The following is a 25,347-nucleotide window of genomic DNA, read 5'->3' as shown; positions in this document are numbered from 1 at the left end:
CCGCGAGACCGAACCGTACAAACAGATAAACAAGACCCGAGGGATCGAGGATGCGCCTGAATCGCCGTCAGACTGGCTCGAAGTGGCGGGCCGCCGCCGAACTGGCAGCAAGCGCGACGGCACTCGTCGCCTTGGTGGCCTCCACCGTGCTGGCCGCATCGTCGGCGGGCCTGGCCAACGAGGCGGACCCGCTGCGGCTCTGCGCGGATCCGACCAATCTTCCATTCTCGAGCGACAATCCAACGCAGCCGGGATTCTACCTCGAGGTCGGCCAGGCGCTGTCACAGCAGCTCGGACGGCCCGTGACGTATGACTGGTACAAATCCTATTTCGGCAAGCGAACCGTGCGCGTGACGCTGCTCGGCAAGCAGTGCGACGCGATGATCGGCCTGCCGCTGTCCTCGGATTTCATGGGACCGACGGTGATCTTCTCGAAGAAGATCGCGACCGAGACCTACGCGCTTGTCAGCCGCGGAACGCTCGTCGTCCACAGCATCGACGACCTCCGAGGCAAGCGCGTCGCCGTGCAATACCAGACCACGCCGCAAAATCTGCTGGCCCAGCGCGACGACATCGAGAAGGTGACGGTGCTGACGCCGAACGAAGGCTTGGCGGCGCTGGCACAGGGCAAGGCCGACGTCGCCTTCGTCTGGGGACCGGTTGCAGGCTGGCTGAACAAGACGACCTACCAGAGCAGCTTCCGGATCCAGCCGGTCGAAGGCGACGGTCTGTCCTGGGATGCCGCGATCGGCTTTGCCAAGAGCTCCACGCAGTTGCGCGATCAGATCGACGCCGCCTTGCCGCAGCTCGCACCGCTGATAGCCGAGCTGGCTGGCAAATACGGGCTGCCGAGCGAACCACCGATCAGGCTCGGCGCGCTGCCTGGCCCAATCAAGCTGGCCTCGCTGGCCGGCCCTGCTCAGCTTCTCCGCCAGCCGGTCGCCGAGGCGGCCGTGATCAGGGTTTCGGACTCGGCTGCTGCGAGCGATTCCACGACCGAGGCGGTCAGCGCCGGCAAGGAGATCTTCAACGGCACCTGCGCACATTGTCATGGACCGGACGCCGTGCAGGCGGAACGGAAGATCGACCTGCGGCGGCTGCAGACCCGTTATGGCGAGGATATGCGCGACAAGTTTTGGACCACCGTGCATGAAGGCCGTCCGTCCAAGGGCATGCCGGCCTGGAAGGAGGTCTTTACCGACGAGCAGTTCGAGAGCATCTATGCGTTCCTGCGGACCGTGCAGTCGTCCGAAACGGCCAATTGAAGGAGGCGGACACCGGCCGCTCGATCTGCCGGATCACCCGGCGCGTACAGGGGGCAAGTGAGGGGGGGGGGGCGGACATGACGCGCTTTCTGATCATCGACGATCATCCGCTGTTTCGCGAAGCCCTCGGCAATGCGGTGCGTCTGGCGCATCCTGACGCCGAGATCTTCGAGGCGCTGTCGATTGCCGATGCGCTCAACACCCTCGCGCTAGAACCCGACATCGACCTGGCGCTGCTCGACCTGACGCTGCCCGATGCCGTGGGCTTCTCAGGATTCCTGCGGCTTCGTGCCACGCATCCCCGGCTTCCGGTCGCGATCGTCTCCAGTGATGAAGACCTCAACGTCGTGCGCGAGGCGCTTTCGCTCGGCGCCGCCGGCTATCTGCCGAAGTCGACCTCGAAGCGTGAGCTGACGTCCGCGATCGAGCGCGTGCTCAGCGGCTCGATCTCGGTCCCGAAGGACTTCGTGCCCGTGGCGGAGCGCCACGGCAACGGCTCCGCCCGCGCGCTGCAGGCGCGCCTCGAGGAGCTGACCCCACAACAGCTTCGCGTCCTCGACCTGATCAGGCGTGGCTATCAGAACCGGGAAATCGCGGGCGAGCTTCAGCTCGCGGAGTCGACCGTCAAGGCGCACATCACGGAGATCCTGAGAAAACTCCGCCTGTTCAGCCGCAACAAGGCCGTTATCGAGATCGGCAAGATCGCGCTGCCCGTTCCGGCCGACCGCCAGGGATCGCGCAACGTCTCGCGCAGAAAGCACCCGTAGCGCTATTGCTGCGCTGCAGGAGGTCGCGGCCGCCGCAGGCGTCGCACCGTTGATGGCGTCTTGGTCGTTGATTGAGGCCGACCGACGCGCTATCGCTGGTGCTCCGGCCCTGACGTTCTTTCGAAGACGCAGCGCGCGCACTGGTTTGAATGTCAGATCCGCGACAATGAACAAACCGGATCTCCGATCCGGCCGGGGGGTGACAGGCACGTGGCTCGATTGCTCATCGTCGAGGACCATCCGCTGTTTCGCGAGGCGCTGGAGAGCGCGATCCGCCCCGCTCTGGCTGATGCCGAGATGCGCGAGGCAACATCCATCGACATGGCCGTCGATCTTCTGTCATCGCCTCCGAGATTCGACCTGATCCTGCTCGACCTCTCAACACCCGGAACGACCGGGCTCTCCGGCGTGATCCGCATTCGCAAGACCGCGCCGCGCACACCGATCCTGGTGGTTTCCGCGCATCAGGACCCGCGCCTCGTCGCCCATGTTCTCGCGCTGGGTGTCTCCGGCTATATTTCGAAATCAACCTCGAAGCAGCAACTGGCCGACGCGATCAAGGCGGTGCTGCGCGGCGAAGTCCACGTTGAAGGTGGCTCCCTCTGCGCCGGCGTGCGCCGTGGCCGACTTCCCGCTCAAGATCTCCTGAAGCGTCTTCACGAGCTGACGCCGCAGCAGCTGCGCGTGCTCGACCTGATCCGCCGCGGACTGCAGAACAAGCAGATCGCCTTCGAACTCGGGATCTGCGAGACGACGGTGAAGGTCCACGTCTCTGAAATCCTGCGAAAGCTCCGCGTGATGAGCCGGACCAAGGCCATCATCGAGATGGAAAAGATCGACTTCGTGAACCTCATCAGCGGGCCACGCATGCCGGCGCGGGCGAGCGGCGTTGACGCGCTCATGACAGCAGGAACGACAACAGCGCGCGAAGCTCCGCAGGCCTGACCGGCTTGGTCAGGATCTCGAGCCCGTATTGGCTCGCTTCCCTGGCTGCATCTTCGGAATAGTCAGCGGTGACGATCATGGCCGCAACATCTCGGCTGAGGAATTGCCGGATGTCCCGGATGGCGGCAAGCCCGCTCTCGTCGCCATCCAGGTGAAGATCGGCGATGATCGCCTCGGGGGCCGCCCCGAGCGCACTCAGGCGCTGCAGCGCGTCCTTCGACGAGACCGTGGCCACGACGTCGCAGCCCCATTTTTCCAGCAGACCGACCATGGCATCGGCGGTGGCCAGGTCGTTTTCGATCAACAGGATCTTGGCGCCTTCGAGCCCGCCATAATCGTGCTCGACGTGCTCAGCAGGATGCGGATCCGGCGGTACGGCTGCCGGGTCCGCCCGGTCGAGCGCGAGCTTGAATGTGGATCCATGGCCAACCCGCGAAGCCAGCCTGACCTCATGGTCCAATGCATTGGCGAAGCGACGGACGATCGACAGGCCGAGCCCAAAGCCGGCCTGGTCCTCGGCGCTCGAATGACCGCGCTGGAATTCGAGGAAGATCGCTTCCTGCTGCGGCTTGGGAATGCCAGGGCCGGTATCGTAGACCTCGATGCGAACCCGGCCTGCCCCCGGTCCGCGCCGGCATCCCATGACGACGCCGCCTCGCCGCGTGTAGCGCAGAGCGTTCGCGAGGAGATTCTGCAAGATGCGCCGCAGCATCATAGCATCCGAGACCACCGCGACCGAGCAGGGACAAATGCGCAAGGACAACCCGCGTTTGGCCGCGATCGGGGCGAATTCGCGTTCGAGCGGCTCGAACAGGCTCGAGATCAGAACGGGCCTCACGTCGGGCCACAGGGCTCCGGCATCGAGCTTGGCAATCTCCAGCAGGGACCGCAGCAGATCTTCCAGCATGGCCAGCGAATGGTCGACCTGGCCGACCATGGCTGTGCCACGATCAGACGAGACTTCGTCCGCCAAGGTCGACAGCGTCAGCCGCGCCGCGTTGAGTGGCTGAAGCAGATCATGCGTGACGGAGATGAGAACCGAGGATTTCAGGGAGCTGGCCGCTTCGGCCTGCTGCTTGGCCCGAAACAGGTCCTTGTTGGCCGTTTCGATCGAACGCAGCGCATCGCGCAGCTGCTGCGTCCGCTCGCGCACCTGCTGATCGAGTGCGATCGCCGTTTCGAACAGTGAGAACGCATTGAACTGCTGGTCCATCGAGCGCTCGACCCGGGACATCAGTGCGGCATTGATCTTCCTGAGCTTGGCCGCCTCGCGCTGCAGGTCTTCCGGAGACCCGACGACAGTCATTGCTGCGCCCCTGGACGCTTGCCGATCGCGACGCCGGTCAACGTCTGATTGACGTGCATTGAACCGTACTGCTCACCATAGGTATGGAACCCGACGATCCGGTTATCGCGATAGAGCTCGGACATTTCCCGCGCGAACTGATGCTGCTCAGCGTCGAGACGACGGAGGATGCACTCGAAACCGATGAAGATCGAGACCTCGCCGATGTCGTCTCGAACCTCGGCCAGCATCTCGCGGGCGGCGGCCACGGAGTTGCGCGACCTTGCCGCCGTCAGCACCATTCCTTCGTCGATCGCGCAGAAGAACCGCAGCGAGCCGTCAGGGCTAACGCGCTGAATCGAGCGCGCGAAATAGGAGCCGCCGACGCGCACCAGCACCGGATGGGCTGCAAACAGGAATGGGTCGAGCTCGGAATCCGCGATGCCCACCGCGCGGCAATATTCCTCCGCCGCCGGCTCGGCATTGAGCTGCTTGACGATACGCTGTTCGAGATCGGCCTCCGTCACCACCATCTTGGTCGAGGTCGGCTCGAAATTGTCACATTTGAACAGCCGGAACGGCAATGACGTCCTGATCAGGATCAGCACCGCCATGTCCGTATGCGCTTTGCCGTCGTGAAAGACCCAGGTGCGCTCGAAGCGCAGACCATCGCCGGCCGACCCGCCGACCAAGGGGATATTGTCGAGCGACGCATAGATCGCCGACATGATCGCCTCTTCGCGCTGGCACATGCCGTCGATCAGGACGAGCCCGAACACGCCGTCATCGTCGCGACCGCCGTGCCGCGACAGATCCTGCCTCAACTGGACGCCAAGGCGGCGGCCCTCGTCGACGCGGAAGCCCGACAGCCCGAAGATGGGCTGTGCGAATACCGTGAAATCATCGGCGGCAAAGCCGAGAGCGACGACGCTGTTGTCGTCCCAGCCATCGGGCGACAGCTCTCCAGCCGTCGTACAACCATACACGGGGATGTCTGCGAGACGGGTCGTCACTTCCGCCATGAACGCGTTTGGGTCGTAGTGGGGCGACAGGAAGATCAGCACCATGGCCAAGCCGTCAGCCGGCACCTGGCCGCAGATGTCGGCCGCCGCGGCGGCCTCCGTCGCAGCCTTCGACTTCGCCGCAATCACGCCAGACGGACGCGCGGGCCGAGGATCGGCGTCTCCCACCGGGCACCTCCCAGAACGACACTTGGGTTTCGTGTTCGTGATCGTTCGTTTTTTTAGAAGATTAAGCCAATTGAGCAGCAACGGCAACTGCGCGGCTTGATCCAGAACAAGGACTTGGGCCGGGCTGTCGTCAGATCATCTGCACCGATCTGCTCACCGGCCTGGCCGCGGGGCTGGCCCGCGCCCGCTCCGGATCAAAAGGGAAGGATTCGCATGCTCCGCCGCATCGCTCTTGTCGTTGTTCTCGCAGGTCTGGCGTCGAGCGCCCAGGCGCTGGATGGAGATCCCGTCGCTGGGAAGGGCATCTTCCAGCGCATCTGCCAGAATTGCCACTCTGCCGAGATAGGCATCAACAAGGTCGGCCCGAGCCTCTGGAACATCGTCGGACGGCAACCGGCGGCTGTACCGGACTACGCCTACTCCGAGGGCATGAAAAAAAACAACGCGCCTTGGACCACGACCGCGCTGGATGCCTATATCGCCGATCCGCGCGGGGACGTTCACGGCGTCAAGATGTATTTCAAGGGATTGGCGGACGCGAAGGAGCGGGCCGACGTCGTCGCCTATCTGTCGACGCTGAAATAGCGCAGCCGGGGAAGCCTACGCTACCGCAAGGCCTCCTTACGCGTTAACTGCACTCGTTACAGAATCTGTACTCTGCTCTCCACGTTGACCCGCAAAGGGCGGCTGTTGCGGGGCAACACTCTCGCGTTTTCCTGCTTCCCGCGTCAGAACGCGGTTCGCCAGACTGCGGCCACTGGTATGCGATCGATTCCTGTCCGCCGACTGCTTCCGGATTAATATCTCAGGCCGGCACAACGGCGTCGCCGCCGATGGCACGGTCATTGTCGGCACCGACATCAATCCATCCGGCAACACCGAGACGATCATGCGCTGCAAGTGGCGGAAGGTCGTTATCTGACGGGGGAGTTTGACTGACACTCCCTCAGTTAGACTGGGCGGGACTTCCCAATCGCGAAGCTCAGCCGCTTGTGTGCAGGATGGCTCTACGGCCCAGGCAAGCCTCCAGCCGGTCTTTTCTTGAGGACTCAGGGTTTGCCAGCTCTCGGAAAATGCATTGTGTACCAATGATGGCTTCCGGACAACACGAGGTGGCCCCCTGATTGCCAAGTGATCTTAAGGTTCTCTAGGGAATCGAACCCCTGTTTCAGCCTAGAGAGGATGTTGCCCCCGACGGGCCGCACCAGAAACGATCCGAACAAACCGCAACGAACTCAATCGAAATCGAACGAGAACGCAGCAAAATCGACGAATCCGATCGATACCTTGCCGCTCATCCCGCGCGGCGCACTGCGCCCAGGTCGTGCATCGATCATGTCCCTCTGAATGAGGAGAGCGCGCGAGGAAGGCCGGACCTCGGCTGAGGCCCGGATCGCGATCTGCGATGGCGCAGGGGAACGCAGGGACACTCAACAATGAGCCGGGCCAGCTTTGTCCTTCAGGATCTCGCGGGCCGCGATCGCGATACGCCGGCACAGAGCCAACGCGGTCTCCCTGTCCTTCACATGGAAGATCTCGTCGCTGATCAGGCGGTCGGCGAGCCAGGCGCGGAAGGCCTGCTCGCTGTCCGCCGTGAACGTGCCGTCCTCATAGACGAATCCACTGAGGGGCCCCTCGATCACGTAATCCGTCTCATCGGCATGTTGCGAGGACCGCGCGCATTGCGCCCAGACGCGGCCTTCCTCGTCGACGACGGCCAACACGCCGTCATCGCGCTGTTCGACTTTCATTCCTACCTCCGCAGCGCGTGAACAAAGGCGAGCCTTCTCCACGCCATTGCGAGCGCAGCGACGCAATCCAGAGTCTTTCCGTAGAGGCAGTCTGGATTGCTTCGTCGCTGACACTCCTCGCAATGACGGAGGAGAGGTGGTGCGCTCTCTGTCCGCCCCGAGCCTGCCGCCTGCCCCCGGTCCGCGTGCCGCACGATACGGCCGCCGCCGGATCGCTAGCCCTGCCGCGGACAGTTGATCTCCTTGTAGACGGCGTCGGCGAACGCCTTGATGCCGGTGTTGATGCGCAAGGGCGAGGTCAGCGTCTGATAGGTGACGATGCCGCGCGTGATCGACAGCACCTTGTAGCTCTCGGCGATCTTCGTCTTGTAGCACTTGCCGACCTGGATGGCGTCCTCTGTCAATGGCATGCTGTCTCCCGTCGCATTGGCGTCCCGGACCTCACATCAAGAATCACGCCAGCGGCACGGTAGCTCGCGCCGCGGCCGGGACCGGCGGCCCGCGATCGACGGCCTTGAGCGCGTCGAGACATGCCAACAGCGCCTGCTGACCGTCGGCAACCGCCTCCTCAGCGTGGGCGCCGATGCCGATGACCCCGGGAATGTCAGGGAAGGTGACGAGAAAGCCGCCGCCATCCTCGGCGCCGAGCGCCGTGACCTCATAGGCATAGACGCGGGAATCGCTCATCGCGCCGCCTCGTCCATTCCGTCGATCATCGCCACGAAGGCCCGGACATGCGGCGGCCTGATCCTCGCCTTCAGCGGGATCGTCACGCAATTCGGGACCGCGGGATGCAGGAACACCTCGTGGGTGCCGGTGATCTTGCGAAACTTGATCGCGTATTGCGAGGCGATGATCTCGAAATCGACCGGCTTCCAGTCGCCGCCCGGACTAGCCCGCAGCGCATCGATGCGGCGCGACTGCGTCCGGCCCTGTCGGCTTTCCGACGCGTCGCCGGGCGTCGCTACGCCGTTGTCCCTCGCGGCGTCGTCCGTTGTGGCGCCGCGCCCCTCGGGAAGCACCAGTTGCAGGAAAGCCGCGATGAAGTCACCGACCGTGTCGCTGCGATGCGCCAGGCGCCAGTTCTGCGACAGCACGAGGCTGGCGCCGCTCGCTGCATTGTGGCGCGCAACGAGTTCGTCCATCATGGTCAGGACCCTGACGACGCTTAGATTGTAGGGCTCCTGGGTGAACTTCCGCGCGAGGTCGACGCGCTCCCGCCTGAGGCTCGCGTTCTCGATGAGCCAATCGATAATCGTGGCAGCCCAGAGCTCCCGGGCATTGCGCGACTCAGACATGGACCGTTCTCCAGGCACGCGGTCTCGACCAGCAAGCCGCGCGAGCGGCGAACCGACCGACCGAGATCACAATCCGACGGCATCGCCACACCGCATGCGCGTCGGACGTTCAACCGCTCGCGGAGATCGATACAAGACTTATGCCATGGGAAAGCAGGACATCAGGGGCCATCACGACGGCGCGTTCCGACCCAGCGGGGCGCAGGGGAGGTCTCGTCAGCCGGCTAGCCGTCACGCCAGATCGCCAGCGCGATCTGGCGCGCAGACGACCCTCGTGTCAGAGGATCAATCGGCCGATCTCACCACCACGGGCCGGCCAATGACCACCCAACGTCATAGCGGTGCCGCCAATATGGACGGGCCTCGTATGGACGACCGTAGTACGGCCCGTAGCCGACGCCGACATAGCCGTAGAGAGCTGCTGCCGCCCGTTCTCCTTCTCCGGCAGGAGACGGACAAATCTCCGCATCGCGGGACGTTCCGGGAGGAAACGCACGACGGCTGGGATCACCCTCGCCGCTTGCGGCCCTGCCCGGCCGAGGCCTGCTTGCGCAGACCCTGGGCCGCGCTGCCGACGATCTCGGAAATCTGCATCAGTTGCTTGGCGAGCGGGCTGGTCTTGCGCCAGACCATGCCGACCGTGCGCTGCGGCTGCGGATCGGCGAAGCGCGCCAGCGACACCGACGCCGAGCGCGTCTCGACGCCGACCGCCATCTCCGGAATCAACGTCACGCCCATGCCGGCGCCCACCATCTGCACCAGGGTCGACAGCGAGGAGGCATCGAGCATCTCGCGCGGCGCCTGCATGTTGCAGAACGACAGCGCCTGGTCGCGAAAGCAGTGCCCCTCCTCCAGCAACAGCAGCCGCATCTCGCGCAGCATCTCGCCACTCGGCACCGCCGCGCCTTCATATTCCGGCGGCCGCACCAGCAGGAAGTTCTCCGCGAACAGCGCGACCTCAGTCAGCGACGGCTCCGAGACCGGCAGCGCGACGATGGCGGCATCGAGGCGGCCCTCGACCAGCTCCTCGATCAAGGTCGGCGTCTTGGACTCGCGGACGTGGATGTCGATCTCGGGATGTTTGCGCGTCAGGCTCCCGATCACCTTGGGCAGCAGATAAGGCGCAATCGTCGGGATCATGCCGAGCCGGAGCCGGCCGGTGAGCTTGTCGCGCGAGGCGCGGGCGAAGTCGCCGAGCTCATCGACCGAGCGCAGGATCTCGCGCACGCGCTCGGCGAGCTGCTCGCCGAACCGGGTCAGCACGACCTGGCGGGCGTTGCGCTCCAGCAGCACGCCGCCGAGCGCCTCCTCCATCTCCTTGATCTGCATCGACAGCGCCGGCTGCGAGATCGCGCAGGCCTCGGCGGCGCGGCCGAAATGCCCCAGACGCGCCAGCGCGTCGAAATAGCGAAGCTGCCGCATCGTCAAATGTATCATCAGATTATCTTATCGATCAGCGCCGCGAAGTCAATTTTCCTGACCGCAATCTTGAGATGCGGAGGTAACGCACCGCGTCCATATGCGTTTGGACAGCGTCACACCACATCATCAGATAATCTTATCGTTATGATCATCAATCTCAATTTCCCCTGATCGAAGTAGCCGCGTAGGGTCCCGGCTCCCACCCCAGGGGGGAACCATGACGATCACGTCAGGAGGCAAACATGGATGACGTCAGCAAGTGCCCGTTCTCGGGCGGCTTGAAGGGATTTTCGAACAAGGATTGGTGGCCGAACCAGCTCAATCTGTCGGTCCTGCATCAGCACTCGAACCTCTCCGATCCGCTCGGCGAGGCGTTCGATTACTCCAAGGAATTCAAGAGCCTCGATCTCGACGCGCTGGTCAAGGATCTGCACGCGCTGATGACGGATTCGCAGGAATGGTGGCCGGCCGATTTCGGCCATTACGGTCCGCTGTTCATCCGCATGGCCTGGCACGCCGCCGGCACCTATCGCATCGGCGATGGCCGTGGCGGCGCCGGCACTGGTCAGCAGCGTTTTGCGCCGCTGAACAGCTGGCCGGACAACGCCAACCTCGACAAGGCCCGCCGCCTGCTGTGGCCGATCAAGCAGAAGTACGGCCAGAAGATCTCCTGGGCCGACCTGTTCGTGCTGACCGGCAACGTCGCGCTGGAATCGATGGGCTTCAAGACCTTCGGCTTCGGCGGTGGTCGCGCCGATACCTGGGAGCCCGAGCAGGACATCTATTGGGGCCCCGAGGGCAAGTGGCTTGCCGACGAGCGCTACAGCGGCGACCGCGAGCTCGCAGGCTCGCTCGCTGCCGTGCAGATGGGCCTCATCTACGTCAACCCGGAAGGCCCGAACGGCAATCCCGATCCGCTGGCTGCCGCGCACGACATCCGCGAGACCTTCGCCCGCATGGCGATGAACGACGAAGAGACGGTGGCGCTGATCGCCGGCGGTCACACCTTCGGCAAGACCCACGGCGCGGGTGATGCGTCGCTGGTCGGGGCCGAGCCGGAAGGCGCCGACATCGCGCAGCAGGGTCTCGGCTGGGCCAGCAAGTACGGCTCCGGCAAGGGCGGCGATACCATCACCTCCGGCCTCGAAGTGATCTGGACGACGACGCCAACCAAGTGGAGCAACAACTTCTTCTGGAATCTGTTTGGCTATGAATGGGAGCTGACCAAGAGCCCGGCCGGCGCGCACCAGTGGAAGCCGAAGCATGGCGCCGGCGCCAACACCGTGCCGGATGCGCATGACAAGTCCAAGCGCCACGCGCCGTCGATGCTGACCACCGACCTCGCGCTGCGGTTCGATCCGGCCTACGAGAAGATCTCGCGCCGGTTCATGGAGAACCCGGATCAGTTCGCCGATGCCTTCGCCCGCGCCTGGTTCAAGCTGACCCATCGCGACATGGGTCCGAAGGTGCGCTACCTCGGCCCGCTGGTGCCGAAGGAAGATCTGATCTGGCAGGATCCGGTGCCGCCGGTCGACCATCCGCTCGTGGACGACAACGACATCGCGTCGCTCAAGGCGAAGATCCTCGCCTCTGGCCTGTCGGTGTCGCAACTGGTGTCGACGGCCTGGGCCTCGGCCTCGACCTTCCGCGGCTCGGACAAGCGCGGCGGCGCCAATGGCGCGCGCATTCGTCTCGCTCCGCAGAAGGACTGGGCGGTCAACAACCCGGCTGAGCTCGCCAAGGTGCTCTCGACCCTCGAGGGCATCCAGAAGGAGTTCAACGCATCGGCCACCGGCGGCAAGAAGGTGTCGCTCGCCGACCTGATCGTGCTGGCCGGCAATGCCGGCGTCGAAGCGGCGGCCAAGAAGGCCGGCGTCGAGGTGACCGTGCCGTTCGTGCCCGGCCGCACCGATGCCTCGCAGGAGCAGACCGAAGTCGAGTCGTTCGCGGTGCTCGAGCCGAAATATGACGGCTTCCGCAACTATCTCAGCGGCCAGCAGTGGCTGTCGGGCGAGGAGCTGCTGGTCGACAAGGCGCAACTGCTCACTTTGACCGCGCCGGAGATGACCGTGCTGGTCGGCGGCCTGCGCGTGCTCGGCGCCAACGCCAACGGCTCCAAGCATGGCGTGTTCACGGCGCAGACCGAGACACTCACGAACGACTTCTTCGCCAACCTGCTCGACATGGGCGTGGTGTGGCGGCCGGTCGATCAGGGCGAGCACACCTTCGAGGGCCGCGACCGTAAGTCCGGCGCGATCAAGTGGACGGCCACCCGCGCCGACCTGATCTTCGGCTCGCACTCGCAGTTGCGGGCGCTGGCCGAGGTCTATGCGAGCTCGGATGCCAAGCAGAAGTTCGTCAAGGACTTCGTCGCCGCCTGGACCAAGGTGATGAACCTGGATCGGTTCGAGCTGAAGGCCTAAGTCGAGAAGCTGACTGACCGAGAATAATGCGAGGCGGCGCTTCAGTGATGAAGCGCCGCTTCTTTCATTTCGACATGCTTGCCAGTCGCAAGCCTGTCAGCGCGCCGCGGCCGAGCCGCCGCCATCGATCTGGCGGCCCATCAGCGCGATCGCCTTCTGATAGACGCCGGCGGCGTTCCAGGCCTCGATGGCGGCGAAGTTCGGCTCGCCCGGCTGATAGCCGGCGCCTGCCTTCCAGCCGTTGGCGCGCAGGAAGTTCGCGGTCGAGGCCAGCGCGTTGGCGGCGACGTCGAGATTGCCGACTCCGTAAGCGAGGATGTTCTTCGGCATGAATTGCGTCTGCCCGACCTCGCCATGCATCGAGCCGCGGGTGTTGCCCGAGAGCACGCCGCGGTCGATCAGCTTGAGCGCGGCATAGAGCTGGTCGGTGAAGAACTCCGGACGGCGGCAATCATAGGCGAGCGTCGCGATCGACGACAGCATGTGCTGATTGCCGCGCTGGCTGCCGAACGCGCTTTCCATGCCCCAGATCGCGATCAGGGGTCCGGGCGGCACGCCGTAGCGCTGCTCGATCGAGGCGAACATCGCCGCCTGCGACTGCTTGAGCTGGCGGCCGCGCGCGACGATCGCCGCAGCCCCGCGCTTGGCGAGGAACTGATCGAGCGAGAGCTGGAAGCTGCGCTGGCCGCGATCGGCGGCGACCGTCGCCGAGGCGTAGTTGGTCTGCATCAACGCGGCGATCGCGGTGCCGCCGACGCCCTTCGCCCTCGCCTCCTCGCTGAATTCGCGCTTCCACGCCTCGAACCCCGCCGGCGACGAGCCGCACTGCGCCGCCTGCGCAACGCCGCCGCAGGCTGCGAGCAGCGTCGCGGCGGTGAACGTGAAGGTGATCATGGCCCGCCGGTTGATCATTCAGACTCCTCTGGTCGCGTCCGCCGATGCGGCCTGCATCGTGACCCTGTCGGAACATCGGACGCCGCTGCGCGGCAATATCGGCCGCCCCTGGTTGAAACGGCGACAACCTATCGGAAATGGAAGAAAATCATAGCCGGCGGCGCGTGAGCCGCAGATGAACGCGCCGAGCGCCGCCTGCGATCGAGCAGCAGGACGATCGGCCCAGGCTGCCGTGCAGGTTCCAAGATCCAGCTCCCGCAATCGTGATCCGCGGATACGCGTCGATCGCCTTCGGGCTTGATCAAATCGCAATAACAATACTATACGGTTTCGTTTATTGAACGGATAGGTGGGACGTGCGATCGCGTTGGATCCGAGCGGCAGGGAGTCTGGCCGCGTTCTGCAGCCTGGCTCTCCTGCTCGGCGGCTGTGCCGCCGTTCAGCGCGCGGCCTATTCGGCCGACGATGCCAAACGCGCCACGATCGACGGCTTTCGCGCGATCCGGATGTGGGCCGATGCGCCGGCCGCGAGCTTCGACAACGCCGCGTTCAAGCCGCAGCCGCAACCGGGCAAGCCCTTCGCCTATCTTGCGCTGTCCGGCGGCGGCGGCGACGGCGCATTCGGCGCCGGCGTTCTCAACGGCTGGAGCGAAAGCGGCGCTCGTCCCGAATTCACGATCGTCTCGGGCGTCAGCACCGGCGCGCTGATCGCTCCGTTCGCCTTCCTCGGGCCAGCCTACGATGCGACGCTGAAGGAGATGTATACGAGCGGGCTCGCCAGCTCGTTCGCGGCCTCCCCCAACGCGCTCAACGCCGTGTTCGGCTCATCCCTGTTCGATGGGCAGCCGCTCCGCGACGCGATCAGCCACTACACGACGCCGGACCTGCTCGCGGCGATCGCCAGAGAACACGCCAAGGGCCGGAGACTGTTCGTCGTGACCACCGACCTGGACGCGGGGCGCCCGGTGTTGTGGAACATGGGTGAGATCGCCTCGGCGCGGACGCCGCGCGCGCTCGACCTGTTCCGGCAGGTCCTGACCGCGTCCGCCAGCGTTCCCGTGGCGTTTCCGCCGTCGCTGATCGCGGCCTCCTCCGACGGCAAGCCGATCGAGGAGATGCATGTCGACGGCGGTGTCTCGACCCAGGTGTTCACCTTTCCGGACCGTCTGCTGATGCAGCCCGAATCATCGCGGCGCATGACCTCAGCGAGGCCCGCCATCTACATCATCATGAACGGTCGGACGTCCACCGATTTCCAGCCGGTCGAAAACAGCGCCAAGGCGATCGCGATCCGCTCGCTGGCCATGAAGAGCAAACGCGAGATCCGGAGCTACCTCTCGGCCACCTATCAGTTCGCCCAGCACAATGGCCTGGCCTTCAACATGACGGCGATCGACCCGTCCGTCCCCGAGGGCCAAGGCGTCGGCTTCGACACCGACTACATGCGCTCGCTCTACACCCTCGGCTATGACGGCGCGCGCTCGGGTCGCTTCTGGACCCAGACGCCGCCGGCGCCGTTACCTTGACAACCGCGCCGCCGACAATTATAAAACGATACAGTTTCGTTTTATCGCAACCGTTTCCCAAGGGAATGCTCTACAAGCACCGACCGAGATCGGAGACAGCAGGCCGTCATGAAACGAATCATTCTGTTGACCTTGATCCTGCTGTCATGGACTCCCGTGGCGCATGCCGTCGCCGGAACCGGCATGCAGACGGAGGGGGATCCGCAAGCCTCCACCGATCCGGCGCTGAGCCAGGAGACGATTGATCGCGAGCTCGACAAGTTCAGGCGGACGGAGGTGTCACTGCACCAGGCGCTGCGAATCGCCGAAAGGATTCATCCTGGCTCCAAGACCGCGGACATCAGCTTCGAGGGTGGGCTCGACGCCCCCGTCTACAAGGTTCGAACCCTGCAGCGCGGACGGATCTGGGAATCCGACATCGACGGCACCACGGCAAAGGTGCGCAACAGCGTGCTGTTCTCGACCGTGGACGGACTGAGCGAAAGCGACCGTAACAGCCTGGCCGCCCTCACCACGGTCCGGCTCAAGATGTCGGATGCGATTCGGATCGCCGAGCGCTCGGCGGCCGGCCGGGCGATCAGTGGCGGCCTGATGAACAAGGACGGCAAGCTCGCCTTCATCGTGGTCGTCGTCAGCGGCAACGATCTCAAGCAGGTGACGCTCGAACCGTCATTGCTGCGGCGGCGCTGATCGCGCTGCTCAGGCCTTCGGCTGCAGCGCCAGGAAAATCTTGACCCGGTCACGGACGAAGCCGGGCAGCTCCCTGCGGATCGTCCGTTCGCTCTCGCCCATCAGCGAGCGCATGATCACCGGCATGACGATCAGGTCGATGAAGATCTCGGCGGAGGCCGCCGACGCCTTCGACGGCGTCCGGCGGGCGGTCATGGCCGAGACGCCGATCGTCTCGGCGAGCAGCGCCGCCACGGCATGGGTGGCGCGCTTACGCGAGACGTCATGAAACTGACAACTGAGATCGGGAAACCGGTAGGCCTCCCCGATCGTGACCCGTAACAATCCGAGCGATTCCTTCAGCGCGCGATCGACGATGGCGATGGCAAGTCCAACCAGCTTTTCCTGTGCAGTGCCGGCGACCGGCGTGTAGGCCCCGAGATTCATCACGTCGTTGATGGAGCGCTCGACGACGGCGGCAAACAAGGCGGCCTTGCCGGTGTATCGGGCATAAATCGTCGGCTTGCTGGCGGGAGCGCGTTCGGCGATCTCGTCGATGCTCGCGCCGTCAAAGCCGCGCTCGAGAAACACCGCGCGCGCAGCGTCCAGAATACGTTCCTCGATGTTTCCAGCCAGCGCCTTCGGCGGCCGTCCCACCCGCCCGCGAAACGCTTCCGTGCGTGCAACGTCCGTACGTTTCAATTTGGCCTGCGTGCGGGCCATACTCAACGACCTCGACTCGACATGAAGACATATCGTTAAGGGATTACACGTTCTTGTCGAGACGGCAATAGAACAACTACGCCACGCGGCTATGCGCATGGTGGCGTACATAATCGGCAATGCATCAGCACAGGCACCTCAAAATACCTCAGGCAACAAACTCCACGAGATCGTCGAGCACAGCGAGCGCACCGTCGAACGTGTCGTCATGAAAGTAGAGGCTGCGCGTGATCAGCACGGGAACGCCGGCGCGGGTCGCAGCCATCAACCCGTTACCGGAGTCCTCGATCGCGATGCAACTGGCCGCGGGTAGATCGAGCTGCGACAAGACCTCCAGGTAGACATCGGGCGCAGGCTTCTTGCGCGCGACATCGTCGGCCGCCACGACGGCGGCAAATCCTGCCTCCCAATCCACGCCCAACACGGGCGCCAGCAGGGCATCGATATTGGCGCGCGTGGTCGTCGTCGCGATCGCGAGCCGCTGCCCGCGTGCCGAGGCAGCCCCCAGCAGTGCTTCGACGCCCGGACGCAATGGGCATCCCTTGTCGGCCATCAGCGCGGCAAACCGCTCCGTCTTGATGCGATGAAGCCGGGCAATGACTGCGTCGCTCAGCGGCGGCCCCGTGCGCCGCCTCTGGTCGAAGGCGCGAATGCGCTCCTTGCCGCCGGCGACGCGCAGCAGCTCCTTGTAGATGCGGCGGCCCCAGTGCCAGTCGATGCCGACCGCGACGAACGCCTCGTTGAAGGCCTCGCGATGGATCTCCTCGGTCTCGGCCATGGTGCCGTCGACATCGAAGATCAGCGCGCCGGCGTCGGCGATGCGGCGCCTGAGATCGTCGAGCGGCGCGTTCATCACCAAAGCGAGACTCATGATTGCGCCTCCGCCCTGCCGTCGCCTGCGTCGGCGCCCTTGGCGAACACGCGACTCGCCAGCACGTCGCTGGCTTCGATCGACATCACGTCATCGGACGTCAGTACGCGGTCGAGCCGCGACACCAGCCGGTTGGCCTGGCGCAGGCGGATCCGATCCAGCGCGTTGCGGATCGAGCGCGCGTTCGAGAACAACGGTTGGGTGCGCCGGACGGCGATGTACTTTTCGAAAGCGGCGCGGGCCTCCGGGGTGAAGCGATAATTCTGCCCCTCCAGCATCATCTCGGAGATCGTCAGTAGCTCGGCTTCCGAATAGTCGGGGAAGTCGATGTGGTGGGCGATGCGCGAGCGGAAGCCGGGATTGCTCTGGAAGAACTTCTCCATCCGGTCGGCATAGCCGGCAAGAATGACCACGAGGTCCTCGCGCTGCGATTCCATGATCTGCAGCAGGATCTCGATCGACTCCTGGCCGTAGTCGCGCTCGTTCTCGGGACGGTAGAGATAATAGGCCTCGTCAATGAACAGGACGCCCCCCATCGCCTTCTTCAGCACTTCCTTGGTCTTTGGCGCGGTGTGGCCGATATATTGGCCGACGAGATCGTCGCGGGTGACACTGATGACGTGGCCGCGACGGACGAAGCCGAGCCGGTGCAGGATGCCCGCCATGCGCAGCGCGACCGTGGTCTTGCCGGTGCCGGGATTGCCGGTGAACGACATGTGCAGGGTCGGAAACGTCGTCGCCAGCCCCATCTTGCGGCGGATCCGCTCCATCATCAGCAGCGAGGCGATCTCGCGGATCCGCGTCTTGACCGGCGCGAGCCCGACCAGCTCACGGTCGAGCTGCTCCAGCACGGGCGCAATATCGACGCTCTCAAACTCGCGGCGCAGGTCGACGGTATCGACCGGCGTCGCCTGGGTGGTGTCCGCCTGCGTGGCCTGCATCATCCGCTCGTGCTCCGTTCGGGACGCTCGCATCAGATCGCCGTGCGTTCGATTGCGAACCTGGCAGCAACGAAGCAACGGCAGATAGAGTGATATGGCCGCTCCGGGCGGAGATCCCTGCCACGCCGCAGACCTGCAGGCGCAGCAGCGACCTCCGCCCGCCAGGGATCAGTAACGCTGGCCTTCGGGGCGCTCGGCCGCGTAGGACCGCGTCGAATAACGCTGATTGCGCCCGACGGTTTCCTGCCGGTCGAGCCGGAAGCCCGGCTCGTTCTGCGGCCGGTTGACGATGAAGGACAGCCGGGTCGACTCCCAGCCGTGGGTAGAGTCGAAGGCCGAGATGCGGATGTAGCGGTCGCCATAGATCTTCCGGCATTCGGCCAGCTCGCGCATGATGCCGGCGGCGTCACGCAGGTCGAACATCGGCAGGCCCCACATCTCCCAATAGGTGTTGCGGGGATGCGGATCGTCGGTGAACTCGATGTTCACGGCCCAATTCTTCTCGAGGCAATACTGGATCTGGGCGGTGATCTGCTCATCGGTCAGATCGGGTAGGAAAGAAAAGCAGCCTTGGGTCACGCGCATGTTGATGTCTCCTGATGTGGCTAATGCGGGCGAGCGGGCTCCGGCCCGCGTCGCGGCGGCGCATCGAATAATGACTAGGCGGCGGGAGTGACGGTCGGCACGAAGTCCGGCGAGTCGGTCGATTCGTAGTTGAAGGTGACGTCCTTCCAGATCTCCAGCGCCTCGCGCAGCGGCGTGCAGGTCTGCGCCGCCTTGGCCAGGATCTCCGGGCCCTCATGCACGTAGTCGCGGCCCTCGTTGCGGGCGAGGATCATCGCCTCCAGCGCGACGCGGTTGGCGGTCGCACCGGCGGCGATGCCGCGCGGATGGCCAATGGTGCCGCCGCCGAACTGTAGCACGACGTCCTCGCCGAGCAGGTCGAGCAACTGGTGCATCTGGCCGGCATGGATGCCGCCGGACGCCACCGGCATCAGCTTGTTCAGGCTGGCCCAGGGCTGGTCGAAGAACACGCCGTGCTCGAGCCGCATCGGATTAAAGTCCTCGCGGCAGATGTCGTAGTAGCCGCGTGTGGTGTTCGGGTCGCCCTCGAGCTTGCCGACCACGGTGCCGGCATGGATGTGGTCGACACCGGCGAGCCGCATCCACTTGGCGATGACGCGGAACGACACGCCGTGCGCGCGCTGCCGCGTATAGGTCGAGTGTCCTGCACGATGCAGATGCAGGATCATGTCGTTCTTGCGAGCCCACTTCGCCATCGACTGGATCGCGGTGTAGCCGATCACGAGGTCGATCATGACAACGCATGACCCGAGCTCCTTGGCGAACTCGGCGCGCTCATACATGTCTTCCATGGTCGCTGCGGTAATGTTGAGATAAGTCCCCTTCATCTCACCGGTGGCCGCCTGCGCCTTGTTGACCGCCTCCATGCAGTACAGGAAGCGCTCGCGCCAGTGCATGAACGGCTGCGAGTTGATGTTCTCGTCGTCCTTGGTGAAATCGAGCCCGCCCTTCAGCGCCTCGTAGACGACGCGGCCGTAGTTGCGGCCGGACAGGCCGAGCTTCGGCTTGACGGTAGCGCCCAGCAGCGGCCGGCCGAACTTGTCGAGCCGCTCGCGCTCGACGACGATGCCGGTCGCCGGCCCCTGGAACGTCTTCACATAGGCAACCGGCAGCCGCATGTCCTCCAGCCGCAGCGCCTTCAGCGGCTTGAAGCCGAACACGTTGCCGATGATCGAGGCCGTCAGGTTGGAGATCGAGCCCGGCTCGAACAGGTCGAGGTCATAGGCGATGTAGGCGAAGTAGCTGCCCGGCGAGCCCGGCACCGGCTCGACCCGGTAGCACTTGGCGCGGTACTTCTCGGCCGCCGTCAGGCGGTCGGTCCACACCACGGTCCAGGTCGCGGTCGAGGATTCGCCGGCGACCGCGGCGCAAGCCTCGGTCGGGTCGACACCGTCCTGCGGCGTGACGCGGAACAGCGCGATCACGTCGGTGTCCTTTGGCTGATAGGACGGCTCCCAGTAGCCCATGCGCTTGTATTCCATGACGCCGGACTTGTAGCGATCCTTGCCGCGCACCGTGATCGATGGGTCGTTCATGTGTTCCTCCTGAATGTTCGTTATGGCCGTGGATGTCAGGCAGCTTCAGTCATTCCCCCAACTCGCGGATCGAGTGCGCCGGAGCGGTAGCGCTTGGCCATTTCGGCGAGCGGAATGACCTTGATCCTGGATGCATTGCCGGCAGCGCCGAACTGCTCGAACCGCTCGCGGCACAACTCGCGCATCGAATCCATCGCCGGCTTCAGGAACTTGCGCGGATCGAACTCGACCTTCGACGACGCGCCGACCTTGCGGAAGATCGCGGTCATCGCCAGCCGGCAGTCGGTATCGATATTGACCTTGCGGACGCCATGGCGGATGCCGCGCACGATCTCCTCGACCGGGACGCCCCAGGTCTGCGGCATCTCGCCGCCGAACTGATTGAACATGTCCTGCAGCGCCTGGGGCACCGAGGACGAGCCGTGCATCACCAGATGCGTGTTCGGCAGCCGGCGATGGATCTCCTCGATCACGTTCATGGCGAGGATCTCGCCGTCCGGCTTGCGCGAGAACTTGTAGGCGCCGTGCGAGGTGCCCATCGCGATCGCCAGCGCATCGACCTTGGTGGCGCGGACGAAATCCACGGCCTGGTCCGGATCGGTCAGCAGCTGCTCGCGGCTGACTTTGCCCTCGAGGCCATGACCATCCTCCTGCTCGCCGCCGCCATGCTCGAGCGAGCCGAGCACGCCGAGTTCGCCCTCGACCGAGGCGCCGACCCAATGCGCCATGTCAGTGACACGGCGGGTAATGTCGACATTGTAGTCATAATCCGCCGCGGTCTTGGCGTCGGCCTTGAGCGACCCGTCCATCATGACAGAGGTGAAGCCGTACTTGATCGCGGTGGCGCAGGTCGCCTCGTCGTTGCCGTGGTCCTGGTGCAGGCAGAGCGGAATCTGCGGATACATCTCCTCCAGCGCGTCGATCATCTTCGACAGCATGATGTCGCCGGCATAGGAGCGCGCGCCGCGCGAGGCCTGGATGATCACGGGGGCGTCGACCGCCGCCGCCGCCTCCATGATCGCGAGCCCCTGCTCCATGTTGTTGATGTTGAAAGCCGGCACGCCATAGCTGCGCTCGGCAGCATGGTCCAGCAATTGTCTGAGCGTGATCCGCGCCATGTTGATCTCCGTCCCTGTTTCGATGTTCTATTCTGCGACGCGGCTCAGGAAGCCCGCGCCCGGATGATGTTGCGCATGGCCGCATCGGCGACCGCCGCAGGCGTGATGCCGAATTCGCGGTACAGCACCTCGGCCGGCGCCGAGGCGCCAAAGCCCTGCATGCCGACGAACTCGCCGGCATCACCGAGCCAGCGCGCCCAGTCGCCCTCGATCGCAGCTTCGACCCCGATGCGCGGCGCATGGCCGAGCACCTCGGCGCGATACTCTGCCGACTGCTTGCGGAACAACTCGAAGCACGGCGCCGACACCACCGCCGCCTGGACGCCTTCGGCCGCCAGCAGGCTGGCCGCCTCCAGCGCGATGGTCACCTCCGAGCCGGTCGCAATCAAAGTTACGTCGCGACCGGCCTCGGGCTCGATGACCACGTAAGCGCCGAGCGCTACCTTGTTGTGATCCGATGCCTCGGTGCGGAAGGCCGGCAAGGCTTGCCGCGACAGGCACAGCACTGACGGCGAGGTCTCCGCACGCAGCGCGCAATCCCAGGCTTCCGCCGTCTCGACCGCGTCGGCCGGGCGGAATACCAGGAGGTTCGGAATGGCCCGCAAGCTCGCGACATGCTCGACCGGCTGATGCGTCGGGCCGTCCTCGCCGAGGCCGATGGAATCGTGGGTCATGACGTGGATGACGCGGATGCCCATCAGCGCGGCCAGGCGAATCGCCGGCCGGCTGTAGTCGGCGAACGCGAGGAAGGTGCCGCCATAGGGAATGAAGCCGCCATGCAGCGCGATGCCGTTCATGGCCGCGGCCATCGCATGCTCGCGCACGCCATAGTGGATGTAGTTGCCGTCCATGGTCGCGGGCGTGACGGACTTGTGTGTCTTTGCCTTCGTGAGGTTGGAGTGAGTGAGATCCGCCGAGCCACCGAGCAGATTGGGCAGCACCGTCGCAATGACATCGATGACGTTCTGCGAGGCCTGGCGGGTGGCGATCTTCGGCCGCTCGGCCGTGAGCTGCGCGATGAACTGCGCCATGCGCTCGGTATAGGTGGCCGGAAGCTTCTTGTTCAGCGCGTCGTGGCAGGGCGACCGGTCCGCGGTGCACAGCTTGCGCGCACGCTCCTTCCAGGCCTGGCGCACGCTGCGGCCGCGCGCGCCGATCTCGCGCCAGCTCACCAGCACGTCGGCCGGCACCTCGAACGGACGGTGGGGCCAGTGCAGTGCCGCGCGGGTCTTCTCGACCTCCTCCGGCCCGAGCGGCGCGCCATGCGCCTTCTCCGAGCCCTGCCGTCCGGGTGAACCGAAGCCGATCGTCGTCCGGCACGCGATCATGCTGGGACGATCGCTCTGCCGCGCCGCTGCGATCGCCGCAGCAATCGCTTCCGGATCATGGCCGTCGATGCGGCAGGTCGTCCAGCCAGAGGCGGCAAAGCGCGCGAGCTGATCGTCGGAGCATGCCAGTCCGGTCGAGCCGTCAATCGAGATGCCGTTGTCGTCGAACAGCACGATCAAACGATTCAGCTTGAGATGCCCCGCGAGCGAGATCGCCTCGTGACTGATGCCCTCCATCAGGCAGCCGTCGCCGGCGATCACATAGGTGTAGTGATCGACCAGATCGTTGCCATAGCGCGCGTTCATCAGGCGCTCGGCGAGCGCCATGCCGACCGCCGTCGCGATGCCCTGCCCCAGCGGACCGGTCGTGGTCTCGACGCCCGGCGTGTGGCCATATTCCGGATGCCCGGGCGTCTTGGCGCCCCATTGCCGGAACTTCTTCAGCTCATCGATCGTGACCGCCTCGTAGCCGGTCAGATGCAGCAGCGCATAGAGCAGCATAGAGCCGTGTCCGGCCGACAGCACGAACCGGTCGCGATCGGGCCAGGCCGGATCGGCGGGATCGAACTTCAGGAAGCGCTGATACAGCACAGTGGCGACATCGGCCATGCCCATCGGCATGCCGGGGTGGCCCGACTTCGCCTTTTCGACGGCGTCGATCGCGAGGAAGCGGATGGCATTCGCCATCTCCGCATGGCTGGGATCGGCCTTGATATCGGTCTTGCTATCAGTCTTGGGGGCCAGCGTCTGCACGGCGGTGGCGGTCATAGCGTGCGCCTCTTTCGGTCCATCAGTTGCATGATCATGGGGGTGAGAATGAGCTGCATGGCGAGATCGAGCCTGGAACCATGGATCACGATCGAATTCGCGCGCGACATGAAGCTGCCCTGGATCATCGAGAGCAGATAGGGAAAGTCGATGCCGCGCGGATTCTTCAGACGGATGACGACCATCGACTCGTCGGGCGTGGGAATCCAGCGCGCGATGAAGGGATTCGACGTATCGACGGTCGGCACCCGCTGGAAGTTGATGTCGGTCTCGGAGAATTGCGGAATGATGTAGTTCACATAGTCCGGCATGCGCCGCAGGATCGTGTCGGTGACCGCCTCGGTGGTATAGCCGCGCGAGGCACGGTCGCGGTGCAGCTTCTGGATCCATTCGAGATTGATGACCGGAACAACACCGATCTTGAGGTCCGCATGCTGGGCAATGTTGACCGTCTCGGTGACGACAGCGCCATGCAGGCCTTCGTAGAACAGAAGATCGGACTCTTCCGGCAGCCGCGTCCAGTCGGTGAAGTTGCCGGGCCTTGTGTCGTAGAGCCGCGCCTCCTCCTCGTCATGGACGTAGTGGCGCGTCATGCCCGTGCCGGTCTCGGAGTAGTCGCGGAAGGTCTTCTCGAGCTCCTCGAACAGGTTGGTGTCGGGGCTGAAATGGCTGAAGTGCTTGTTGCCGAGTTCGGCCTCCTCGACCATCTTGCGGCGCATCTCCTCGCGATTGTAGCGATGGAAGGCATCGCCCTCGATGTAGGCCGCCTTGACGTTCTCGCGGCGGAAGATGTTCTCGAAGGTCTTCTTGACGGACGTGGTGCCGGCGCCCGACGAGCCCGTGATCGAGATGATGGGATGACGACGTGACATGACTTTTCTCCGGAAGGCGCGTTCGGCAGGCAGGCTCAGCGGAACAGGCCGCGCCGCGCGAACAGGGGCGCATCGCTGGTTTCGAACAGCGGCTCGACACCCTCATGCAGCTGGTCGACGTCGCGGACAAGGCGAACGTCGCCCATGATCAGCGGCGCGCGCTGATGCGGCGAGCGCGCCGACAGTTCGAGAATGCGCGAACGGCCGCTCGAGGCCGAGCCGCCGGCCCATTCCATGATCAGCGCCATCGGATGCGCCTCGTAGACCAGCCGCAGCCGGCCCTCACGATAGCCGGGGCGGGAGTCGGCCGGATAGAGGAACACGCCGCCGCGCATCAGGATGCGATAGGCCTCGGCGACCAGCGAGGCGATCCAACGCATGTTGAAGTCGCGGCCGCGCGGGCCCGCGGCGCCCGCCAGGCATTCGTCGACATAGTTGCGCACCGTCCCGCTCCAGTGCCGGCGGTTCGAGGCGTTGATGGCGAACTCCGGCGTATCCTGCGGGATGCGGATTCCGGACTTGGCGAGCATGAACTCGTGCAAGGTCGGATGCAGGACGTAGAGATCGACGCGGCGGTCGATCGCGAGCACCAGGCAGGTCTGCGGTCCGTAGACGAAAAAGCCGGCGGCACGCTGCGCGGTGCCGGGCTCGAAGAAGCTGGAGAGCACGTCGCGGCCGCGCGGCCGGATCGAGAAGATGGTGCCGACCGAGATGTTGTTCTGCAGGTTCGAGGAGCCGTCGAGCGGGTCGATCGCCACGCAAAGTGGGGCAGCAGCGTTGACCGTTTCCGGCCGATCGACCTCTTCGGACAGGATGCCCGCGACAGGAGCCCGGCGCAGCGCATCCCGCATCAGATTGTCGGCGACGATGTCGAGCGCCTTCTGGACGTCGCCGTCGGCGTTCACGGTGGCGGCGCCTTCGTCGACGCCGGACAGCGGCGCGATAGCGATCTGCCGCGCGAGCTCGCGCGCCGCCTCGGCCAGAGCCTCGATGACCGCGGCACAATCGGCGTCGGCACCCTGCGCCGCCAGATGTGCCTGCAATGTCTGATGATGATCCATGGGCCACTCCCTTGCCATCAGCCCATTCTTTGGAGAGCTTGATGCGTGCGGCACGAAGGGGTCGTGCCGCACCCCCATCAAGGCCCGGTTTGCGTGATTAGGGAAATTTC

General features: G+C 64.9%; 24 protein-coding genes. 7 read left to right on the top strand and 17 right to left on the bottom strand.

Translation table 11 applies throughout. The features are described from left to right. Window positions 1-50: 50 nt before the first annotated feature. The 3 genes from QX039_RS21105 (at window position 51) to QX039_RS21095 (ending at window position 2,977) form a co-directional block, all read left to right on the top strand. Window positions 51-1,265, top strand: coding sequence for a c-type cytochrome (locus QX039_RS21105; protein WP_315733704.1), 1,215 nt, complete (start codon window positions 51-53; stop codon window positions 1,263-1,265). A gap of 77 nt (window positions 1,266-1,342) precedes the next feature. Next, window positions 1,343-2,032 carry a response regulator transcription factor gene (locus QX039_RS21100; protein WP_315733706.1) on the top strand — a complete coding sequence of 230 codons (690 nt, stop codon included), beginning with the start codon at window positions 1,343-1,345 and terminating at the stop codon, window positions 2,030-2,032. Window positions 2,033-2,242: 210 nt separating this feature from the next. After that, entirely contained in the window at window positions 2,243-2,977 is a 735-nt protein-coding gene (locus QX039_RS21095; RefSeq protein WP_315733708.1) for a response regulator transcription factor, read from the top strand. On the opposite strand, the gene QX039_RS21090 is transcribed toward QX039_RS21095, so the two are convergent. Both QX039_RS21090 and QX039_RS21085 read right to left on the bottom strand, forming a co-directional pair. Beyond that, entirely contained in the window at window positions 2,931-4,283 is a 1,353-nt protein-coding gene (locus tag QX039_RS21090) for an ATP-binding protein (RefSeq protein WP_315733710.1), read from the bottom strand. The genes QX039_RS21095 and QX039_RS21090 overlap by 47 nt on opposite strands. Next, entirely contained in the window at window positions 4,280-5,452 is a 1,173-nt protein-coding gene (locus tag QX039_RS21085) for an FIST N-terminal domain-containing protein (protein ID WP_315733712.1), read from the bottom strand. The genes QX039_RS21090 and QX039_RS21085 overlap by 4 nt, the downstream gene beginning before the upstream one ends. Window positions 5,453-5,665: 213 nt before the next feature. Here QX039_RS21085 and QX039_RS21080 point away from each other — a divergent pair, with 213 nt between their 5' ends. After that, window positions 5,666-6,037: a c-type cytochrome gene (locus QX039_RS21080; protein ID WP_315733714.1), complete on the top strand. Its 372-nt coding sequence runs from the start codon at window positions 5,666-5,668 to the stop codon at window positions 6,035-6,037. A gap of 845 nt (window positions 6,038-6,882) precedes the next feature. Here QX039_RS21080 and QX039_RS21075 read toward each other — a convergent pair. The 5 genes from QX039_RS21075 to QX039_RS21055 all read right to left on the bottom strand — a co-directional run bounded on the left by QX039_RS21075 (window position 6,883) and on the right by QX039_RS21055 (window position 9,938). Beyond that, entirely contained in the window at window positions 6,883-7,203 is a 321-nt protein-coding gene (locus QX039_RS21075) for a hypothetical protein (RefSeq protein WP_315733716.1), read from the bottom strand. A 215-nt stretch (window positions 7,204-7,418) separates the two neighbouring features. Continuing rightward, a complete protein-coding gene (locus tag QX039_RS21070) occupies window positions 7,419-7,613 on the bottom strand; it encodes a hypothetical protein (protein WP_315733718.1) in 195 nt (64 codons plus the stop codon). Window positions 7,614-7,656: 43 nt separating this feature from the next. Then, window positions 7,657-7,890, bottom strand: coding sequence for a type II toxin-antitoxin system HicB family antitoxin (locus tag QX039_RS21065; protein WP_315733720.1), 234 nt, complete (start codon window positions 7,888-7,890; stop codon window positions 7,657-7,659). Beyond that, complete coding sequence (locus QX039_RS21060; protein WP_315733722.1) at window positions 7,887-8,501, bottom strand: hypothetical protein; 615 nt, start codon at window positions 8,499-8,501, stop codon at window positions 7,887-7,889. Before QX039_RS21060 ends, QX039_RS21065 begins: the two co-directional genes overlap by 4 nt. Window positions 8,502-9,008: 507 nt before the next feature. Then, complete coding sequence (locus QX039_RS21055; protein WP_315733724.1) at window positions 9,009-9,938, bottom strand: hydrogen peroxide-inducible genes activator; 930 nt, start codon at window positions 9,936-9,938, stop codon at window positions 9,009-9,011. 227 nt (window positions 9,939-10,165) lie between these two features. On the opposite strand from QX039_RS21055, the gene katG reads away from it, so the two are divergent. Then, a complete protein-coding gene (gene katG / locus QX039_RS21050; RefSeq protein WP_315733726.1) occupies window positions 10,166-12,346 on the top strand; it encodes a catalase/peroxidase HPI in 2,181 nt (726 codons plus the stop codon). A 96-nt stretch (window positions 12,347-12,442) separates the two neighbouring features. On the opposite strand, the gene QX039_RS21045 is transcribed toward katG, so the two are convergent. Further along, entirely contained in the window at window positions 12,443-13,258 is an 816-nt protein-coding gene (locus QX039_RS21045) for a lytic transglycosylase domain-containing protein (protein WP_409998861.1), read from the bottom strand. Between the two features lie 338 nt (window positions 13,259-13,596). Here QX039_RS21045 and QX039_RS21040 point away from each other — a divergent pair, with 338 nt between their 5' ends. Both QX039_RS21040 and QX039_RS21035 read left to right on the top strand, forming a co-directional pair. Further along, window positions 13,597-14,766: a patatin-like phospholipase family protein gene (locus QX039_RS21040; protein ID WP_315733728.1), complete on the top strand. Its 1,170-nt coding sequence runs from the start codon at window positions 13,597-13,599 to the stop codon at window positions 14,764-14,766. Between the two features lie 108 nt (window positions 14,767-14,874). Further along, window positions 14,875-15,456 (top strand): PepSY domain-containing protein, encoded by a 582-nt coding sequence (locus QX039_RS21035; RefSeq protein ID WP_315733730.1) that lies wholly within the window; start codon window positions 14,875-14,877, stop codon window positions 15,454-15,456. Window positions 15,457-15,465: 9 nt separating this feature from the next. On the opposite strand, the gene QX039_RS21030 is transcribed toward QX039_RS21035, so the two are convergent. The 9 genes from QX039_RS21030 to QX039_RS20990 form a co-directional block, all read right to left on the bottom strand. Further along, window positions 15,466-16,158, bottom strand: a complete 693-nt coding sequence (locus tag QX039_RS21030) for a TetR/AcrR family transcriptional regulator (RefSeq protein ID WP_315735638.1) — start codon at window positions 16,156-16,158, stop codon at window positions 15,466-15,468. Window positions 16,159-16,306: 148 nt separating this feature from the next. Then, window positions 16,307-17,029, bottom strand: a complete 723-nt coding sequence (locus QX039_RS21025) for an HAD-IA family hydrolase (RefSeq protein ID WP_315733732.1) — start codon at window positions 17,027-17,029, stop codon at window positions 16,307-16,309. Continuing rightward, window positions 17,026-17,970 (bottom strand): CbbX protein, encoded by a 945-nt coding sequence (gene cbbX, locus QX039_RS21020; RefSeq protein WP_315735640.1) that lies wholly within the window; start codon window positions 17,968-17,970, stop codon window positions 17,026-17,028. Before cbbX ends, QX039_RS21025 begins: the two co-directional genes overlap by 4 nt. Window positions 17,971-18,138: 168 nt before the next feature. Then, window positions 18,139-18,555, bottom strand: a complete 417-nt coding sequence (locus QX039_RS21015; RefSeq protein ID WP_315733734.1) for a ribulose bisphosphate carboxylase small subunit — start codon at window positions 18,553-18,555, stop codon at window positions 18,139-18,141. Window positions 18,556-18,629: 74 nt separating this feature from the next. Then, window positions 18,630-20,090: a form I ribulose bisphosphate carboxylase large subunit gene (locus QX039_RS21010; RefSeq protein WP_315733736.1), complete on the bottom strand. Its 1,461-nt coding sequence runs from the start codon at window positions 20,088-20,090 to the stop codon at window positions 18,630-18,632. A 35-nt stretch (window positions 20,091-20,125) separates the two neighbouring features. Next, window positions 20,126-21,208, bottom strand: coding sequence for a class II fructose-bisphosphate aldolase (gene fba / locus QX039_RS21005; protein WP_315733737.1), 1,083 nt, complete (start codon window positions 21,206-21,208; stop codon window positions 20,126-20,128). Window positions 21,209-21,252: 44 nt separating this feature from the next. Then, window positions 21,253-23,304 carry a transketolase gene (gene tkt / locus QX039_RS21000; RefSeq protein WP_315733739.1) on the bottom strand — a complete coding sequence of 684 codons (2,052 nt, stop codon included), beginning with the start codon at window positions 23,302-23,304 and terminating at the stop codon, window positions 21,253-21,255. Next, a complete protein-coding gene (locus QX039_RS20995) occupies window positions 23,301-24,176 on the bottom strand; it encodes a phosphoribulokinase (protein WP_315733741.1) in 876 nt (291 codons plus the stop codon). Before QX039_RS20995 ends, tkt begins: the two co-directional genes overlap by 4 nt. A gap of 35 nt (window positions 24,177-24,211) precedes the next feature. Continuing rightward, complete coding sequence (locus QX039_RS20990) at window positions 24,212-25,255, bottom strand: class 1 fructose-bisphosphatase (protein WP_315733743.1); 1,044 nt, start codon at window positions 25,253-25,255, stop codon at window positions 24,212-24,214. Window positions 25,256-25,347 lie beyond the last annotated feature (92 nt).

The sequence above is a fragment of the Bradyrhizobium sp. SZCCHNR1043 genome, from assembly GCF_032489675.1.
Classification (GTDB): Bacteria; Pseudomonadota; Alphaproteobacteria; order Rhizobiales; family Xanthobacteraceae; genus Bradyrhizobium.
The sequence above is the reverse complement of the archived record's forward strand: the minus strand, read 5'-3'. Positions and strand labels throughout refer to the sequence as shown.

Bases quoted from the DNA above. Each gene is read 5' to 3' on its own strand.
- QX039_RS21105 (WP_315733704.1), top strand. From the start codon at position 51: ATGCGCCTGAATCGCCGTCAGACTGGCTCGAAGTGGCGGGCCGCCGCC.
- QX039_RS21100 (WP_315733706.1), top strand. From the start codon at position 1,343: ATGACGCGCTTTCTGATCATCGACGATCATCCGCTGTTTCGCGAAGCC.
- QX039_RS21090 (WP_315733710.1), bottom strand. From the start codon at position 4,283: ATGACTGTCGTCGGGTCTCCGGAAGACCTGCAGCGCGAGGCGGCCAAG.
- QX039_RS21080 (WP_315733714.1), top strand. From the start codon at position 5,666: ATGCTCCGCCGCATCGCTCTTGTCGTTGTTCTCGCAGGTCTGGCGTCG.
- QX039_RS21075 (WP_315733716.1), bottom strand. From the start codon at position 7,203: ATGAAAGTCGAACAGCGCGATGACGGCGTGTTGGCCGTCGTCGACGAG.
- QX039_RS21070 (WP_315733718.1), bottom strand. From the start codon at position 7,613: ATGCCATTGACAGAGGACGCCATCCAGGTCGGCAAGTGCTACAAGACG.
- QX039_RS21065 (WP_315733720.1), bottom strand. From the start codon at position 7,890: ATGAGCGATTCCCGCGTCTATGCCTATGAGGTCACGGCGCTCGGCGCC.
- QX039_RS21060 (WP_315733722.1), bottom strand. From the start codon at position 8,501: ATGTCTGAGTCGCGCAATGCCCGGGAGCTCTGGGCTGCCACGATTATC.
- QX039_RS21055 (WP_315733724.1), bottom strand. From the start codon at position 9,938: ATGATACATTTGACGATGCGGCAGCTTCGCTATTTCGACGCGCTGGCG.
- katG (WP_315733726.1), top strand. From the start codon at position 10,166: ATGGATGACGTCAGCAAGTGCCCGTTCTCGGGCGGCTTGAAGGGATTT.
- QX039_RS21045 (WP_409998861.1), bottom strand. From the start codon at position 13,258: ATGATCAACCGGCGGGCCATGATCACCTTCACGTTCACCGCCGCGACG.
- QX039_RS21035 (WP_315733730.1), top strand. From the start codon at position 14,875: ATGAAACGAATCATTCTGTTGACCTTGATCCTGCTGTCATGGACTCCC.
- QX039_RS21030 (WP_315735638.1), bottom strand. From the start codon at position 16,158: ATGGCCCGCACGCAGGCCAAATTGAAACGTACGGACGTTGCACGCACG.
- QX039_RS21025 (WP_315733732.1), bottom strand. From the start codon at position 17,029: ATGAGTCTCGCTTTGGTGATGAACGCGCCGCTCGACGATCTCAGGCGC.
- cbbX (WP_315735640.1), bottom strand. From the start codon at position 17,970: ATGCAGGCCACGCAGGCGGACACCACCCAGGCGACGCCGGTCGATACC.
- QX039_RS21015 (WP_315733734.1), bottom strand. From the start codon at position 18,555: ATGCGCGTGACCCAAGGCTGCTTTTCTTTCCTACCCGATCTGACCGAT.
- QX039_RS21010 (WP_315733736.1), bottom strand. From the start codon at position 20,090: ATGAACGACCCATCGATCACGGTGCGCGGCAAGGATCGCTACAAGTCC.
- fba (WP_315733737.1), bottom strand. From the start codon at position 21,208: ATGGCGCGGATCACGCTCAGACAATTGCTGGACCATGCTGCCGAGCGC.
- tkt (WP_315733739.1), bottom strand. From the start codon at position 23,304: ATGACCGCCACCGCCGTGCAGACGCTGGCCCCCAAGACTGATAGCAAG.
- QX039_RS20995 (WP_315733741.1), bottom strand. From the start codon at position 24,176: ATGTCACGTCGTCATCCCATCATCTCGATCACGGGCTCGTCGGGCGCC.
- QX039_RS20990 (WP_315733743.1), bottom strand. From the start codon at position 25,255: ATGGCAAGGGAGTGGCCCATGGATCATCATCAGACATTGCAGGCACAT.